The sequence below is a fragment of the Nostoc sp. genome (genome assembly GCF_036917515.1).
GTDB lineage: Bacteria > Cyanobacteriota > Cyanobacteriia > Cyanobacteriales > Nostocaceae > Nostoc.
On the sequence record NZ_JBALDE010000102.1, the window covers coordinates 1 to 14,088 of the forward strand.

At 41.0% G+C, this 14,088-nt stretch carries 15 protein-coding genes and 1 tRNA gene; 10 read left to right on the forward strand and 6 right to left on the reverse strand.

Annotation, left to right across the window (positions count from 1 at the left end):
* Positions 1-564: 564 nt before the first annotated feature.
* From V7K89_RS12340 to V7K89_RS12355, 4 genes are all read left to right on the forward strand, one after another.
* Positions 565-690: a hypothetical protein gene (locus tag V7K89_RS12340; RefSeq protein ID WP_335187438.1), complete on the forward strand. Its 126-nt coding sequence runs from the start codon at positions 565-567 to the stop codon at positions 688-690.
* Positions 691-712: 22 nt separating this feature from the next.
* On the forward strand, positions 713-1,015 hold the full coding sequence (locus V7K89_RS12345; RefSeq protein WP_335187440.1) for a DUF433 domain-containing protein: 303 nt from the start codon (positions 713-715) through the stop codon (positions 1,013-1,015).
* Positions 1,016-1,047: 32 nt separating this feature from the next.
* Positions 1,048-1,380, forward strand: a complete 333-nt coding sequence (locus V7K89_RS12350; RefSeq protein WP_335187442.1) for a DUF5615 family PIN-like protein — start codon at positions 1,048-1,050, stop codon at positions 1,378-1,380.
* Between the two features lie 120 nt (positions 1,381-1,500).
* Positions 1,501-2,286 (forward strand): Uma2 family endonuclease, encoded by a 786-nt coding sequence (locus V7K89_RS12355; RefSeq protein ID WP_335187444.1) that lies wholly within the window; start codon positions 1,501-1,503, stop codon positions 2,284-2,286.
* Positions 2,287-2,298: 12 nt separating this feature from the next.
* Here V7K89_RS12355 and V7K89_RS12360 read toward each other — a convergent pair whose 3' ends face one another.
* Positions 2,299-5,040, reverse strand: coding sequence for a CBS domain-containing protein (locus tag V7K89_RS12360; protein WP_335187446.1), 2,742 nt, complete (start codon positions 5,038-5,040; stop codon positions 2,299-2,301).
* Positions 5,041-5,199: 159 nt separating this feature from the next.
* Here V7K89_RS12360 and psbZ point away from each other — a divergent pair, with 159 nt between their 5' ends.
* The 6 genes from psbZ to V7K89_RS12390 all read left to right on the forward strand — a co-directional run bounded on the left by psbZ (position 5,200) and on the right by V7K89_RS12390 (position 10,497).
* On the forward strand, positions 5,200-5,388 hold the full coding sequence (gene psbZ / locus V7K89_RS12365; protein ID WP_292863021.1) for a photosystem II reaction center protein PsbZ: 189 nt from the start codon (positions 5,200-5,202) through the stop codon (positions 5,386-5,388).
* 191 nt (positions 5,389-5,579) lie between these two features.
* A complete protein-coding gene (ribH, locus tag V7K89_RS12370) occupies positions 5,580-6,158 on the forward strand; it encodes a 6,7-dimethyl-8-ribityllumazine synthase (RefSeq protein ID WP_335187448.1) in 579 nt (192 codons plus the stop codon).
* A 280-nt stretch (positions 6,159-6,438) separates the two neighbouring features.
* A tRNA-Gly gene (locus V7K89_RS12375) sits at positions 6,439-6,510 on the forward strand.
* Between the two features lie 670 nt (positions 6,511-7,180).
* Positions 7,181-7,588: a hypothetical protein gene (locus V7K89_RS12380; protein WP_335187450.1), complete on the forward strand. Its 408-nt coding sequence runs from the start codon at positions 7,181-7,183 to the stop codon at positions 7,586-7,588.
* 4 nt (positions 7,589-7,592) lie between these two features.
* Positions 7,593-8,858: a glutamate-5-semialdehyde dehydrogenase gene (locus V7K89_RS12385; protein ID WP_335187452.1), complete on the forward strand. Its 1,266-nt coding sequence runs from the start codon at positions 7,593-7,595 to the stop codon at positions 8,856-8,858.
* A 787-nt stretch (positions 8,859-9,645) separates the two neighbouring features.
* Positions 9,646-10,497 carry a universal stress protein gene (locus V7K89_RS12390; protein ID WP_335187454.1) on the forward strand — a complete coding sequence of 284 codons (852 nt, stop codon included), beginning with the start codon at positions 9,646-9,648 and terminating at the stop codon, positions 10,495-10,497.
* A 176-nt stretch (positions 10,498-10,673) separates the two neighbouring features.
* On the opposite strand, the gene psbM is transcribed toward V7K89_RS12390, so the two are convergent.
* From psbM to V7K89_RS12415, 5 genes are all read right to left on the reverse strand, one after another.
* Positions 10,674-10,790, reverse strand: a complete 117-nt coding sequence (psbM, locus tag V7K89_RS12395; protein ID WP_084227279.1) for a photosystem II reaction center protein PsbM — start codon at positions 10,788-10,790, stop codon at positions 10,674-10,676.
* Positions 10,791-10,971: 181 nt separating this feature from the next.
* Positions 10,972-11,268: a 2Fe-2S iron-sulfur cluster-binding protein gene (locus tag V7K89_RS12400; protein ID WP_335187456.1), complete on the reverse strand. Its 297-nt coding sequence runs from the start codon at positions 11,266-11,268 to the stop codon at positions 10,972-10,974.
* 186 nt (positions 11,269-11,454) lie between these two features.
* Positions 11,455-11,592, reverse strand: coding sequence for a photosystem II reaction center protein K (locus V7K89_RS12405; RefSeq protein ID WP_006195022.1), 138 nt, complete (start codon positions 11,590-11,592; stop codon positions 11,455-11,457).
* Between the two features lie 78 nt (positions 11,593-11,670).
* Complete coding sequence (tgt, locus tag V7K89_RS12410) at positions 11,671-12,819, reverse strand: tRNA guanosine(34) transglycosylase Tgt (protein WP_335187458.1); 1,149 nt, start codon at positions 12,817-12,819, stop codon at positions 11,671-11,673.
* Between the two features lie 458 nt (positions 12,820-13,277).
* Positions 13,278-13,730 carry a hypothetical protein gene (locus V7K89_RS12415; RefSeq protein WP_335187460.1) on the reverse strand — a complete coding sequence of 151 codons (453 nt, stop codon included), beginning with the start codon at positions 13,728-13,730 and terminating at the stop codon, positions 13,278-13,280.
* Between the last annotated feature and the right edge of the window lie 358 nt (positions 13,731-14,088).

Below are 14,088 nucleotides of genomic sequence, written 5' to 3' on the forward strand. Positions count from 1 at the left end.
ACCCGAAGAATATCGGGAGCCGTGTGCCATGAAAGTGGCACGCACGGTTCTAACAGAGAGGTGCGTGGGATAATACCCACCATCGACTCTAACTGAACTCCTTGAAACAAAGTTCTATCTACGCTGAGGTCATAGGCTAAATTCTCTGCTAACAATATTGATTTTTTTGGCATTTTTCTCAAACCTCAATTCGCAAACTTCCACCCGCGTATCTCCAAAAATTACGGGTAGATTAGACACAAAAAAACTCAGCCACAGACACTTGTCAAGCGATTTTATATAGATAGGATTGATGACAATATTTTTAGTGCATGACTATGTGAAGTAACCCTGTCAAACTAGTTGCGTTTATTCTTCGTTGACATTTGTTGCTTTAGTGCAACAAGTGTTTGGTACTACTTCATTTGTGCTATCTCATTGGAGTTGTGATGAGGTTTGATATTGACTACAGTGTAGCACTAAGGTATTTCGGAAAGCGAGGATGCGATCGCTTTTTGTATTTCCACACTCCCCAGCCCTACTAGAAAGACTTACAGCAGTTTTATTCTATCTTAAATACATTTTATGGGTGGGGCTGTGGTTTGGGCTAAAGAGTCCGTAGATGCAAAGCGGCTTGTCGCTAGACATCGCATTTTTTTGCCACCTCTTCATGTAGTGCGATCGCTTTCACAAAAAGCTTACGATATATAACACAACGAAAATAAGTTAATCTATGCCTACCAAACAAATTACAGAATATTTCAACTTCCTATCTTCTGAAGATATTAGACTCAAAGACTCAAGAATTGGGATTGAAACAATTTTTTATGAATACATTGATTGTGGACGTTCTTCAGAAGAAATTGCCCAAATCTATCAAACAATATCTTTAGAGCAAGTATATGCAACAATTCTTTATTACTTGCAAAACAAAGAAACTGTCAGTGTTTACATGAAAAACTGGATAGAACATGGTCAGAGAATGCGAGAACAACAGAGGCTTAATCCCCCGCCAGTGTCAGAAAAACTGCGTTAACTCCGAATTGAAAGACAAGCAAAACAGCAAGCATGACACTGCAATATCTGATTGATGAAAATGTCAATCCTGTATATCCAAATCAAATTAGATTACGAGAACCTGATATTGTGAGCAAAGTGGTAGGAGAATCAGGAACTCCACTAAAAAGTACACTTGATCCAGAAATCCTATGTTGGTGTGAGGATAATAATTTTGTCTTAGTGACAAATAACCGAACTTCTATGCCAGTACATTTAGCTGATCATATCGCTGTTAATCGTCACGTACCAGGAATTTTCATCCTCAATCCAAATTTAAGTATTGGTGAAAATATAGAAGAACCTATAATAATTGCTTTTGCATCAAAAGACAATGAATATTAAGACAGAATAGTTTATTTACCATTACCCTAATAATAGGCGATTACCTACAGTACGCTACGCGATCGCCAACCATAACACTGCTAAAATTAATCCATAACTACTTGATGCCGTATGCATTCTATGACTATTGCTCAAGAATTAGATTCTCAAGAAGGCATCTGTCAAGATGTTATATTCCCTCCTGGTGATTTATATAGCGATGAGCCTCCTTTGGAAAGCGAACTTCATCTAGAGCAAATCATGCTCTTACTCAAATGTCTAAAATGGCTATGGCGAGATAGAAACGATTTCTATGCAGCTGGAAATCTGACTATTTACTACAGTCCACGCCAACGCAAATCAGAACACTTCCGGGGGCCAGACTTTTTTGTTGTGCTGGGATGTGAACGTAAAACCCGTAAAAGCTGGGTAGTTTGGGAAGAAGATGGCAAATATCCGAATGTAATTTTAGAAATTTTGTCTGACTCAACAGCGAATACTGACAAAGATTTAAAGAAAACAATTTATCAAGATACCTTCCGCACACCCGACTATTTTTGGTTTGACCCTTACACACAAGAATTTGCGGGATTTCATTTAGTAGATGGAGAATATCAACCTCTACAAGCAAGCGAACAAGGATATTTGTGGAGTCATCAGCTAGATTTATATTTGGGAGTTTATGACGGTTTATTACGATTTTTTACACGAGATGGGCAACTAGTACCAACACCGGAAGAAACGTCTGAACAAGCAGAACAAAAGGCTGAACAAGCAGAACAAAAGGCTGAACAAGCAGAACAAAAGGCTGAACAAGCAGAACAAAAGGCTGAACAAGCAGAACAAAAGGCTGAACAAGCAGAACAAAAGGCTGAACGTTTGGCAGCAAAACTGCGGGAGTTAAATATCAATCCAGATACAATTTAGACCAGAGCTATTTCATTTAGGATAGTGTTGTACTAAAAACTCCTCAGCTTCAGTTTTATCTTTAATTACTCCATCCAAGGTAGCAGCAAGTATATCATCTAATATTTGTCGATATTGAGGCCCTGGTTTGTAACCCAGTTTCTTTAAATCATTGCCATTCAATAGTGGCTGCACATTAGCCCAAACAGTTAAATATTCCCAAATCTGATGTCTAAGCGATCGCAGACTTTGCACAGCGATTAAAATCAGCATTGGTAAATCGTACTGTCGCAACAACTGCATTACTTGACTAGGATTTTGACACTTAGGTAAAGATTCCATTACTTCAGTTTGAGCAGAAGCCAAGTTTTGCAAACGTTTAACACCATCTTCTTGCAGTTGTAAGTTCTTTGCCACTTTTGCTCGATATTGTGGTGCAAGATGGGCGATTAACGCTTCTAAACGCATTTCCCAATGAATCAGGGTTGGTTGCGGGTCAAATCGCCGCAAACAGCGTTCTAGCAAACGTAATTGTCGCAAGAGTTCTGTGTCTAGCTTCAGGGTAGGATGGATGCATTGCAATGCCTCTAAGTTATCGAGTAACTGTAAAGCTGATTTCCAGTAGGGGGCTTCTAGGATGTGTTTTAGTTCTGTTTTCAGTCGAGTTTGCAGGGCTGGAGTTCTGCTATTCTCTTGAGCAGTGCGATCGTAAACACCGCTGTTGATGGCATAGCGGATAAACTCTTCAGTTTGCGATTCTATCTGAAATCCGAAGCGCACCGCAAAGCGCACACCACGAAAAATGCGGGTAGGGTCTTCGATAAAGCTATTGGCGTGTAAAACCCGAATTTGTTTAGCTTGTAAATCTAGTAATCCCCCAAAAAAATCGAGTAACTCACCAGTACGAGGAGAAGTCAGGCGCAAGGCAAGGGCATTGATCGTAAAATCTCGACGATACAAATCTTGACGAATAGAACTCGCCTCAACTTCTGGATTTGCGGCTGGATAAGGATAGAATTCTGTTCTAGCGGTGGCAATATCTACCCATAAAGAATCTAATTCTGGGTCTTTGTGCCACAGCAAAGCTGCAGTTTGAAAAGCCCCGTGGATTTCTAAGCGGGCAGCAGGATAAAGTTGTTGGAGTGCTTTTGCTAATTCCACACCAGCGCCAACATCTGCTGATTTATGAAAGCCATCAACCACCAGATCAATATCTTTAATCATCAAAGTGCCTGATGTTGCCTCAGCTAACAGCAAATCCCGCACCGCACCGCCCACTAGATAAAGATGCCAACCCCGTTTTTCTGCCTCTTGCGATGCTGTAGTGAGTAATTGCCACAGTTGCGGAGCAAGGCGATTTTGCAATTCAATGCTAAGAGGAATCTTAAATTTTGTTAGCGCAGCGTTAGCGAGTCTATGAGCGTCATTTTGAATTTTGAATTTCTGCTCTTTCTCTTGGTCTTCATCCCTTTCTTGATGTAATTCCCGCAAGACATCAGTACGGGTGACAATGCCCATTAACTGCTCATTTTCCAATACTGGTAAGCGTCCGATATCATAAGTTACCATCAGTGACTCAATTTGTGGCAATGTCGTATCTGGTGTAATCGTTTTGAGATTCTTGGTCATGTAGCCCTTGACTGGTGCATGACTAAATCCGTGGTGTAAGGCGATATCAATATCCCGCCGCGAAATAATACCTACTAGTTGCCCTTGAGTATCGACTACGAATAAACCAGAGTGTCCATAGCGTAATAAAATACGCTGGGCTTCGGCAATTGTCGTTTCAGGCAGAATCGTGCGGACAGGAGAAGACATCAAATCCCTAGCAGTGAGGGGATGAGGAATTTGTGCTTTTATCCCATCAAGAAGTTGTTTTAATATTGCTTGGGAATTAACTTCCCTTAGATTTAGCGATGCGGCTTGCGAATGACCGCCGCCTCCTAGAGGTTGGAATAATAGGTTAAGATTCGTTTTGGGAATTTGCGATCGCCCAATTACAGTCAAGCGTGAATCCTCTTCACCTAAAGAATACTCATTAGCCAATAGTAGGGCATCAATTTCGGTTAATTCCACAAGTTCCGAAGCTAAACTCGATAGCCCTGGCACAAAAGCTTCTGTTTTCAAAATTACCCAAGCGACCGTATATCCATGTAGACAGAGATATTCTAAACGTTCCAGTGCCTCAGTTAATAGCTGCTGCAATTGCTGAGATAATCCGGGGTCACGGTAGGTAGAAATTACTGATAAACTAGCACCTTGTTGCATCAACCAAGCCAAAGCTAAAGCATCCCGTGCTGTAGACTGGTCATACGTCAAAGAGCCAGTGTCAACGTGGATACCCAAAGCCATTACAGTCGCTTCGGCAGCAGTCAAGGAAATTTCCTGTTGTTGCAATTGCTCGACGATTAAAGTTGTGGTGGCTCCTACTGAGTCAATATGCGATCGCGTCGCCGGAATATCTGATTCTTGTCCTAAGTGATGATCATAAACTATAATCTCTTTTAGACTAAGTAAATCTAACCACTCAGCAGCTTTACCCAAGCGATCGCGCTGATGTGTATCCACCACAGTCAAAGAGCGAATTTTTTCTGGATTCACCGAACGGCGTTCAATCAAAGGATATTCATCCCGATGCAATGCTAAAAAATCCCGTACCGTAGGATGAGAGCCGCCAGTTAGCACAATCTTGCTTCCCGATAGTAGGCGCGTTAATCCTACTGCTGCTCCTAATGCGTCAAAATCTGCTGTTGTATGGCAAAGAATTAAATCCATAGTTTTACAGTCATTAGTCGTTAGTCATTGATACTTAGACAAAGGACAAATGACAAAAATGTTGCAATTTCTGCTAGCTTAAAAATAATAAGAAAGTGTCAGTGTCGCCCTTTAGGATATTCTATACCTTAGTATTTCGCTGTATTGGGAGAAGCAAAAATGACCATAATATTCCAATTTGCCTTGATAGGTTTAGTGGTGTTATCTTTTGTCCTCGTTGTTGGAGTTCCGGTTGCTTACGCCACTCCCCAAAATTGGGGTGAATCTAAAAAACTGCTCTGGCTTGGTTCTGGTGTCTGGATTGGTCTGGTATTTTTAGTTGGTTTGTTAAACTTTTTTGTCGTGTAGGCGACGGCTTCGCTCTGACGCAGGCACATAATATAAGAACTAGAGGGGCAGAAAAGCCAAGGTCAAAGGTTAAGGGAAACAAGGGATTTTTCTTTTTCCTGATAACTTCATCCTGACCGCGCTTTCCTGCTCCTCTACATTTAAATAAGAAATGTATATTGGCCAGAAGTATAGTTGATAAAGAGGCAGTCATGGCAGTTTTCGAGGGAACTTTTACCCAAACGGAGCCTTTGCGGTTTGCAGTGGTGATTGGTCGATTCAATGACCTCGTTACCGGAAAGCTGCTAGAGGGATGTCAAGATTGTTTAAAACGTCACGGTGTAGACCCTAATCCCCAAGGTAATCAGGTAGACTATGTTTGGGTTCCGGGAAGTTTTGAAGTACCTTTAGTAGCTCGCCAATTAGCAATTTCTCATCGTTATGATGCTGTAATTTGTCTTGGCGCAGTCATTCGAGGACAAACCCCCCATTTTGATTATGTATCCTCAGAGGTTTCTAAAGGCATTGCCGCCGCTAGCTTTCAAACAGGGGTGCCAGTAATTTTTGGCATTTTGACAGTAGATACTATGCAGCAGGCCCTAGAACGGGCAGGCATAAAAGGTAATCATGGCTGGGATTACGCTCTGAATGCCCTAGAAATGGCTAGCCTGATGCGGCAACTGCGTTCTAACCTGGCAGAGCCATATTCTCGTAATAGCCAGTCTTTACCACCCTCTTTGCAAAGTACCAGCGTCGGCAATTTAACTGTGGAGTCAGAAGAACTCGGCTAATCCGTCATTAGTCCTCTCTTACAAAGTTGAGGCAGTCTGTTGGCGGGGTTCCCCCGCTTAAAGGAACTGCCGTCTGATGCCTGCGGTGGGCTGCGCCAACGGAGGAAACCTCCGCTCAACGCCAGTTAGCCCAAGTTGGAAAACCCTTCCTGTGCGGCTGGCTCGACTTTGCACTTTGTCCTTTGTTATTCACTAATGACGAATGACCAATGACCAATGACCAAATTAAGGGGTTGACAATTACGGATAAATCTGAGATATTGATATTTGGGTGATGATCGCGGGTATAGCTCAGTGGTAGAGCGTCACCTTGCCAAGGTGAATGTCGCGCGTTCGAATCGCGTTACCCGCTTCCAAATAAAACCTCTTGAATTTAACAATTCGAAGAGGTTTAATGTTTTTAGGGTGCGTTGAAGTATTCGTAGATTAGCTCTGCACTCTTGTAAACCACTCCAAATGTGGACAGATTCAGTCAAGATTAGCCACAATCTATAATTTGTAATTTGGACAAAGAGTTACACACTACAATAGATGTTTTAGCAATTCCCGCTTTGCAAACACTTGTGAACTTTAAGGAATAGAGATTGGATCTAATGCCGATGTAATCTTGAGAACCAATAGTAATATTTATTGGCCCAAAGGGAAATTAGCGGGTTTATTAATGTGTGTTGTTTACGAGCGTAGCCTTCCCAAAGGGTTTGCTTTCGAAGTAGTCGCCACCTATGCTTAAAATTGTACCAGGTGTGTCAGCATAATAAATCCCCAAAAACGCAACCACATTACCTTGAAAGCGACAGATGAAAAGAAGAAAGTTTTTAAACAAGATCGCCAGCTACGGGGAAAGACTACAAATAGATAACTCCGTACTAATTTGGCAACTAGTATACTTAAAGTTAGCTGCATCTACTATATTTAATCAGGACAATGTTTGTATTGCCTTTCTATGTATATAAACACAGAAGCCTCTAAGGCATCATATTCTCGCAGTTCATGTAAAACACGCTCAAGTTATTAGAACGCTTGTGCAATCTCAAAAACCCGAAAAAATCGATTTCAATACCGAATACCCCTGTCCTTGTCGTCGCCGGGGTCAGTTAATTCCGATTACGCTGACAGAAGCATTTGGTTGCGATCGCTGTCAGCAAATCTTTGTGGTAGAGGATAATGGTCATGTCCTAGAACAGCTTTCTACCACCTATCCCTACAAACGAGCTTGGCGTTGGATGGGAAATAGTTGGCATGTTGTCCATCCCCGCTTGGGAGAAAGCTATCTGCCTATAGCACTTGGCATTATTTTCGTGCTAGTGATTATATGGTTGCCATTAGCACTGCGATTGGCAAATGGTTCCAGCATTATTGCTTGGGCAATAGTGGCGGTGCTATTGGCTATCTTACCAGCACTAATGGTCTGGCTTACCTACAGACGTTAACTCAATGACTGTTGAAGTTTTAGATGACCACCCCGAACCGATTACTAGTGCCCAACGAGCCTATCAAGCTTCCCAAAAGTTGGGACTCACAAAGGGAGTAGACCGCAGTCGTGCAGTATTGGCAATGGCCAAGGCGATTGAGCGCTCATTTGATGACATTCTAGAAGCCAATACCTTGGATTTAGAAGCCAGTCGGGAAATGGCTGTGCCTGAGCTGATATTGGATTGGCTGAAATTGACTCCCACAAGGCTAGAGATGACAGTAGACATTTTACAAAGGTTGGGGGAATTATCAGATCCGCTGCGACGCGTCAGAACTGCTGATTATCAACTGGAAGATTCCCAAAGTTACATCCAATTAATGCCTTTGGGAGTGATTGGATTTATTTATGAGGCATTTCCCGATTTAGGGGCGATCGCAGCAGGTTTTTGTATCAAAACTGGTAATTGTATAATTCTCAAAGGCAGCACTGAAGCTAGCCATTCCAATGCCGCCATCGCTGAGGCACTGCAAAATGCAATCGCAGAAGTTGGTCTAGCTCCAGGTTGTGTAGAACTGATTACAGCCGAACATGGTGCTTCGATTCGGGATCTCGTCACCCAAGACGGGTACGTGAATTTAGTGATTCCCTACGGACGTTCTAGCTTAGTACAGCAGGTAGTCCGACAGTCAACTTGCCCAGTTTTAAAGTCAGCGATGGGTAACTGTTACCTTTACTGGTCGCTGAATAGTAGCTTAGAAATGGTGCGCTGGATGATTCTTAATAGCCATCAAAGTGAACCCGATCAAGTCAATGCCATTGAAAAGGTACTAATTCATCGTCAAGCCTTGCCATCATCAATAGCCGTTTTATGGAACAGCTTGATGGAAAAAGGCTTTGAAATTAAAGGTGATGCAGAACTAGTACAAGCCTTTCCTCGGTTGCAACTGGTAAAGGAAGGCGAATGGGGAAACCCTTATTTAACGAGGACAGTAGCTTTTAAACTGGTGGATAGCTTAGAGGCTGCGATCGCCTGGATTAATGAATATAGTAGTGGTCATGCTGACTCCATCGTGACTGAATCCTACCAGGAAAGTCGGCAGTTTGCCTTGGGAGTTACCAGTGCCTCTACCTACATCAACACTTCCCCGCGTTTTTCGCGTAACCCCTCGCGGGGAGATTCAGTGTTTCTCGGTATGTCTAATCAAAAAGGTCATCGTCGGGGATTTATCAGCCTGGAAACCTTGACCACTGTTAAGCACATTGTTCAGGGAAATGGCAGGTTTTAAATAATTCGTAATTTAATACAGTAGAATTCTGAATTTTGAAGTAAAACTATCTCAAATCACCGTGAATAATTAAATTCCCCACACCTTAACGGTGCTGAATACCTCAGTCAAAACCCTAGCTTCGTTTGTAGTCTACAAACGGACAGCCAGGGGCACTTCTAAGTTAAGCAAATCTCACAAGTTATCAAACAAACCCTCAAAATAGAATCTGGGGGGTTTTAATATAGTATTAAATATAATTTCGATTATTTAGAATATCCGAATTCGGATCTTGTTATCCCACATTTTGCGGATGTTCCGATATCGCAATCCTATCTGAGTTACCAAAACTGCAAAAGACTTAAAAGAGCTCGATAACACGGTAAATTTAGGAGGAGTGTAAACTATTCAAACCATAAGCGATCGCCTGTTAAAGCTTATACTGAATCAATTTTCCTATAGAGTTATTTTGGCATTTCTTTGCAATACTTATCTAACCTATAATTAACAAAAGTAAACATAGATTAAAAATAATAACTAACATCATAATTTATTAAGTTCATCAGACTAAATTGAGAGTATGCTTAATAGTTGAAGTTTAGTTGAAAATTTCAGCAAATAAGTGCAAATAAACTTAAACATTTGTTTAGTTTTTTATACTTTGCTGTTTGTTTGAGTGTTAAATACTAAAAACAAAGTTTATTTGTGCCGATTTACTAACTAGGTTGTCAAGCAAGGTGGTGAAAATCTGACCAGAGCCAAGTACCAACAGCGAAAACAAAAGTAAACTTCACAAAAATTACGTAAGATGATCAGAAGAATTTTGCTGGCTGTATCGGGATTGGGACACGCAGAGGAAATGCTCAAAACCCTGAAAGAAATCCCTTCAATTCAATCTGCAAAAGTTACGATTTTGCATGTTGTTCCTGCACAAAGAACTGCTACTACCATGACAGCTAAATGGGAAAATGGTGGTAGAATTCTGGCGAATGCTATTCAAACCTTGAACTTAGATCCTAGCCAAGTTTCTTCAATTTTGCGTGAAGGTGACCCTAAAGATGTGGTTTGCCAAGTCGCTGATGAAATCGACGCTGACTTGATTATTATGGGTTCACGCGGACTGAAGCGGTTGCAATCGATTTTATCGAACTCAGTCAGTCAGTATGTTTTCCAACTATCTTCTCGCCCCATGTTGTTGGTAAAAGATGACATTTATGTTAAAAGAATTAAGCGCATTATGGTGGCAATAGACAATTCTGATTCAGCAAAAAATTGCTTGAAATTAGCATTGTTTATACTCCGAGATATTCCAGGTGGTGAGTTAATTTTGGCAAACATTATTACAGATTTTGGGGGTAAAAAATCGGAAATAACCCAGGTTAACTCAGATAAAAATCCAGTTTTAGCAGCAGCTGTTGCAGAAGCTGAAAAACAAGGTATCCAAGCTCGTTCTTATATCAGCAGTGGCAAGCCTGGTGAAGAAATTTGTCGATTGGCAGAAGAGTTGAATATAGACTTATTATTGCTCGGTTCTCCAGATCGTCGTCCATCGATCGCTAAGAGTTTTGTTGACATAGATCGCCTCATCGGATCTTCCTTGTCTGACTATGTTCGAGTCAATGCCACTTGCCCAGTATTGTTGGCGCGGACAATCGCTTAAAGTAAACAGTGCTGAGTATAATAATTGTTGTCATAAAATAGTAAAGAAGTAAGATTTATCTTGTCTTTACTATTCAGCACCTAGTACAGGCTATGCTAACAGCACTAAATTGATAGTTGATAAATAAAAACCCCTACACTATTGGTGCAGGGGTTATTTATTTTATAGACAAACTCTTAACTATCTTTTCCACCTTCGCGGCTAGCAGTTTGGATGTACAGAATGAGTAAAAACACGGCAGGGACTAGTACGAACAAAATGCTCGCTATGAACCCCAGGTCATTAACTTGCATGGCAAGAAAGCCTCTCTTAAATTTCCAGTCAACAACATTAGGATAGCATCAACGATGACAGAGTTATACCAATTCAAAATTCAAAATTCAAAATATTCGCATAGCGTCTTGTAGAGAGGAAACTCAATTTTAGTAAGTATTTTGACTACTGACTGGATATATACATGACAGATTTGAGAACTTAAGGCTTCGTGACTACGCTGACTGAGCCATTCACTAAAGTTTGACAGGCAAGGCGGTAATTTTCTGGCTTTTTCTTGAATTTTCGGTTTTCTACGTCTGTGCGGGGGGAAAGATTTTCTAGTCCTTCGACTATTTCCACAACACAAGTACTACACTGACCATTACCACCACAATTGGTCATCTTACCAATCATTTTATATATGTCAATACCATTTTGTATCGCCTTGAGGCGCAGATTAGCACCATCTGCCGCCACTACTTCTTTATTTTCTTTGATGAATTTGATATTACCCACAACTAATTCCTCCTTAACTATAAGCTTGGCTTTAAAGGCTTCATATTGACATAGCTTGATTAACATCTTATTTATTATAATAATTTATTGCAAAATATTAATAAATATTAACTTTATCAAACACAGCGCTGCAAAAAAAATAGGACAGGTAGAGTACCTGTCCTATAAATTGAACAATAGATTAACTTATCTAAATCCCACAGCTGCTTGCCAAACGAAAGCAAGCAACAAGAAGAATACGGGGATAACTGGGAGAACGTCTACCAAAGGATCGAAGATTTGGTAAGCTTCTGGCAGTTTTGCTAATAAAAGTGCTGCTTCCATGTTTGTTTAAATCCACCTATCCAACACAGCTTTCATAATTGAGAAGTATCTTAACATGGTTTGAGTCTTGATCGTTGGTCAATAGTCATTTATAATTTCATCCTTATCTGGTGCTGATTTAGATGAGTTGAGCCAGTGACCAAATTCTGCAAAAAAGCGATCGCTCAATATTGCTTCTCGAATTTTTTGCGTAAAGCGAATTAGTTCGGTAATGTTGTGAATGCTCAACAAGGTATAAGCCAAAATTTCTTGCGATCGCACTAAATGAGATATATAAGCACGGCTAAAATTTTGACAAGTGTAGCACGAACAAGTTTCATCTAATGGCGTAAAATCTTCACGAAACTTAGCATTTTTTAAATTCCAGCGTCCACCTTGGACTATCGCTGTACCATGTCTTGCCCAGCGGGTGGGAATGACGCAATCAAATAAGTCTATACCAGATGCGATCGCGATCGCCATTTCCCGATAAGTACCAACACCCATCAAGTAACGCGGCTTTTCGGGGGGTAGAAGCGGTGCTGTGACTTTCACAATCTCAGCCATCAATTCTGGCGGTTCTCCCACACTCACGCCACCAATGGCATATCCAGGCAAATCCAACTTAGCCAAAGCTTCTGCCGCACGGCAACGCAAATCCAAATACACGCCCCCTTGCACAATCCCAAACAACGCCTGATCGCTACGTTGATGAGCTGTTATACAGCGTTCTAACCAGCGGTAAGTGCGCTCAGTTGCAGTTTCTACCTCTTGGCGAGTTGCTGGGTAGGGCGGACACTCATCAAAGGCCATAATCACATCGGCCCCCAAAGTATTTTGAATCTCAATGGAGCGCTCTGGTGTTAAGTTAATAATTTGTCCATCATGAGGCGAGCGAAAAGTTACGCCCTCATCAGTAATTTTTCGTATCTCACTTAAGCTGAAGACCTGAAACCCACCCGAATCTGTGAGCATTGGACCGTTCCAACCCATAAATTTATGCAATCCACCACCCCCAGCCACGATCGCTTCCCCTGGTTGTAAATGAAGATGATAAGTATTGGATAATATCATTTGTGCCCCAGTATCTCGTAGCTGGGCTGGGGTAAGAGTTTTGACATTAGCCAACGTTCCCACTGGCATAAATCTGGGGGTTTCTACAAGACCGTGAGGGGTGAAAAGCACTCCTGCTCTAGCTTTTGTCTGACTACAGCAAGCAAGACATTGAAAAGAAAAATTCGCACTCATGCCATTTGGAATTTTAGATTTTGCGAAAAGTTTGAGCAAAGGAAACCCTCTGCTCAAACTTTTCAAAACAGATTTTGGATTGTGAAACACTAATCACTAAAGAGTTTCAGAAATCCATAACTAGACAACACAGCAGAAACAAACCTACCATTTCATTACAGCCAGAAAGTCCAAAATGAAAGCTTTTTAACTTTTGATTTTTGAGAGCCAGTTGCTAAGAAAGCGGGAACGCTAAAAGCGAACAAGTCGGGGAACCGCAAGGGCGCACTGGCTCCTTTTGACTTTTGCCTTGCCGTACTAGCAGCCATAAAACCAAATGGTATTAAGGCAAAATTAATCTTATTTAACTAAATTATGAACCAACATCAAGATTGGTAATTGAGTTTTAGCGAACACTTAAGCATTCATTACTAACCTAGTTACCAACTTTATGAGTATATACTCTAAATAATTGTTATTTAGAAAGAATCAGAACAGTCATCGTCAATTTCTGCATCCCACCTAGCTGAGAGTACTTGTTCCATCATCGCTTCTATGGCGCTGACATTGAAGCTTCGCTCTCGTCGCTCTTGTATAGGTGTTGATCGGGGAATTAACCGCAGACACACTCCTTCTTGCATCAAATCAAAGTAGGTTTCTTGTTGCGACGACTGTTTTAGTTCCAAGTAATCAAAACTACAAACATTCAGATATAGCGCGCGGTTAGCTACTAAGGTAGACCTTTGCGGATTGGCAAAAACTTCCATCACATCCCCTTCACCCTCGCTCAGTACCTTATCTTCTTGGGTGTAGATGTAGTGGACTCGACCTAAATCCGCTAGCAATCGCCGGATGTCGAGCTTATTCACAATGATGCCCGTGTTGATAATGCACGGAGCTGGTATCCTGGTGTCGGGTAGATGATAACTCATAGGAAAATTGCGATTGAGCTAAGGAGAGCAACAACATAGCTAAACTGTCATAATTGAATAGCTTGTTTACTCCCTACATTTAAAAAAATATCAATTTTCTGGGGCAATCGTCTAATAATTTAGAGTAAGTTTTTAGTTAACGAATACAAAACACAAATTTTGCTCCTTGATGGAATTTTAACTTCATAAATCGCTTTTTTTTGTATAAGAAACTACTCTTAAATACTGACTTGCCACTTAGACCAGCATAACAAAATTTTCTAAGAGAATGTTTGATAGAAGTAAATCTTATTTAAAGTTTTAAAGTCTGGTTATGTTGTACTGAAATAAAGACTATTATCCAGCAGTTTACCAAATA

Excerpts from the sequence above, each read along its gene's own strand:
- V7K89_RS12340 (WP_335187438.1), top strand. The coding sequence starts at position 565 with ATGGGTGGGGCTGTGGTTTGGGCTAAAGAGTCCGTAGATGCAAAGCGG.
- V7K89_RS12345 (WP_335187440.1), top strand. The coding sequence starts at position 713 with ATGCCTACCAAACAAATTACAGAATATTTCAACTTCCTATCTTCTGAA.
- V7K89_RS12350 (WP_335187442.1), top strand. The coding sequence starts at position 1,048 with ATGACACTGCAATATCTGATTGATGAAAATGTCAATCCTGTATATCCA.
- V7K89_RS12355 (WP_335187444.1), top strand. The coding sequence starts at position 1,501 with ATGACTATTGCTCAAGAATTAGATTCTCAAGAAGGCATCTGTCAAGAT.
- V7K89_RS12360 (WP_335187446.1), bottom strand. The coding sequence starts at position 5,040 with ATGGATTTAATTCTTTGCCATACAACAGCAGATTTTGACGCATTAGGA.
- psbZ (WP_292863021.1), top strand. The coding sequence starts at position 5,200 with ATGACCATAATATTCCAATTTGCCTTGATAGGTTTAGTGGTGTTATCT.
- ribH (WP_335187448.1), top strand. The coding sequence starts at position 5,580 with ATGGCAGTTTTCGAGGGAACTTTTACCCAAACGGAGCCTTTGCGGTTT.
- V7K89_RS12385 (WP_335187452.1), top strand. The coding sequence starts at position 7,593 with ATGACTGTTGAAGTTTTAGATGACCACCCCGAACCGATTACTAGTGCC.
- V7K89_RS12390 (WP_335187454.1), top strand. The coding sequence starts at position 9,646 with ATGATCAGAAGAATTTTGCTGGCTGTATCGGGATTGGGACACGCAGAG.
- psbM (WP_084227279.1), bottom strand. The coding sequence starts at position 10,790 with ATGCAAGTTAATGACCTGGGGTTCATAGCGAGCATTTTGTTCGTACTA.
- V7K89_RS12405 (WP_006195022.1), bottom strand. The coding sequence starts at position 11,592 with ATGGAAGCAGCACTTTTATTAGCAAAACTGCCAGAAGCTTACCAAATC.
- tgt (WP_335187458.1), bottom strand. The coding sequence starts at position 12,819 with ATGAGTGCGAATTTTTCTTTTCAATGTCTTGCTTGCTGTAGTCAGACA.
- V7K89_RS12415 (WP_335187460.1), bottom strand. The coding sequence starts at position 13,730 with ATGAGTTATCATCTACCCGACACCAGGATACCAGCTCCGTGCATTATC.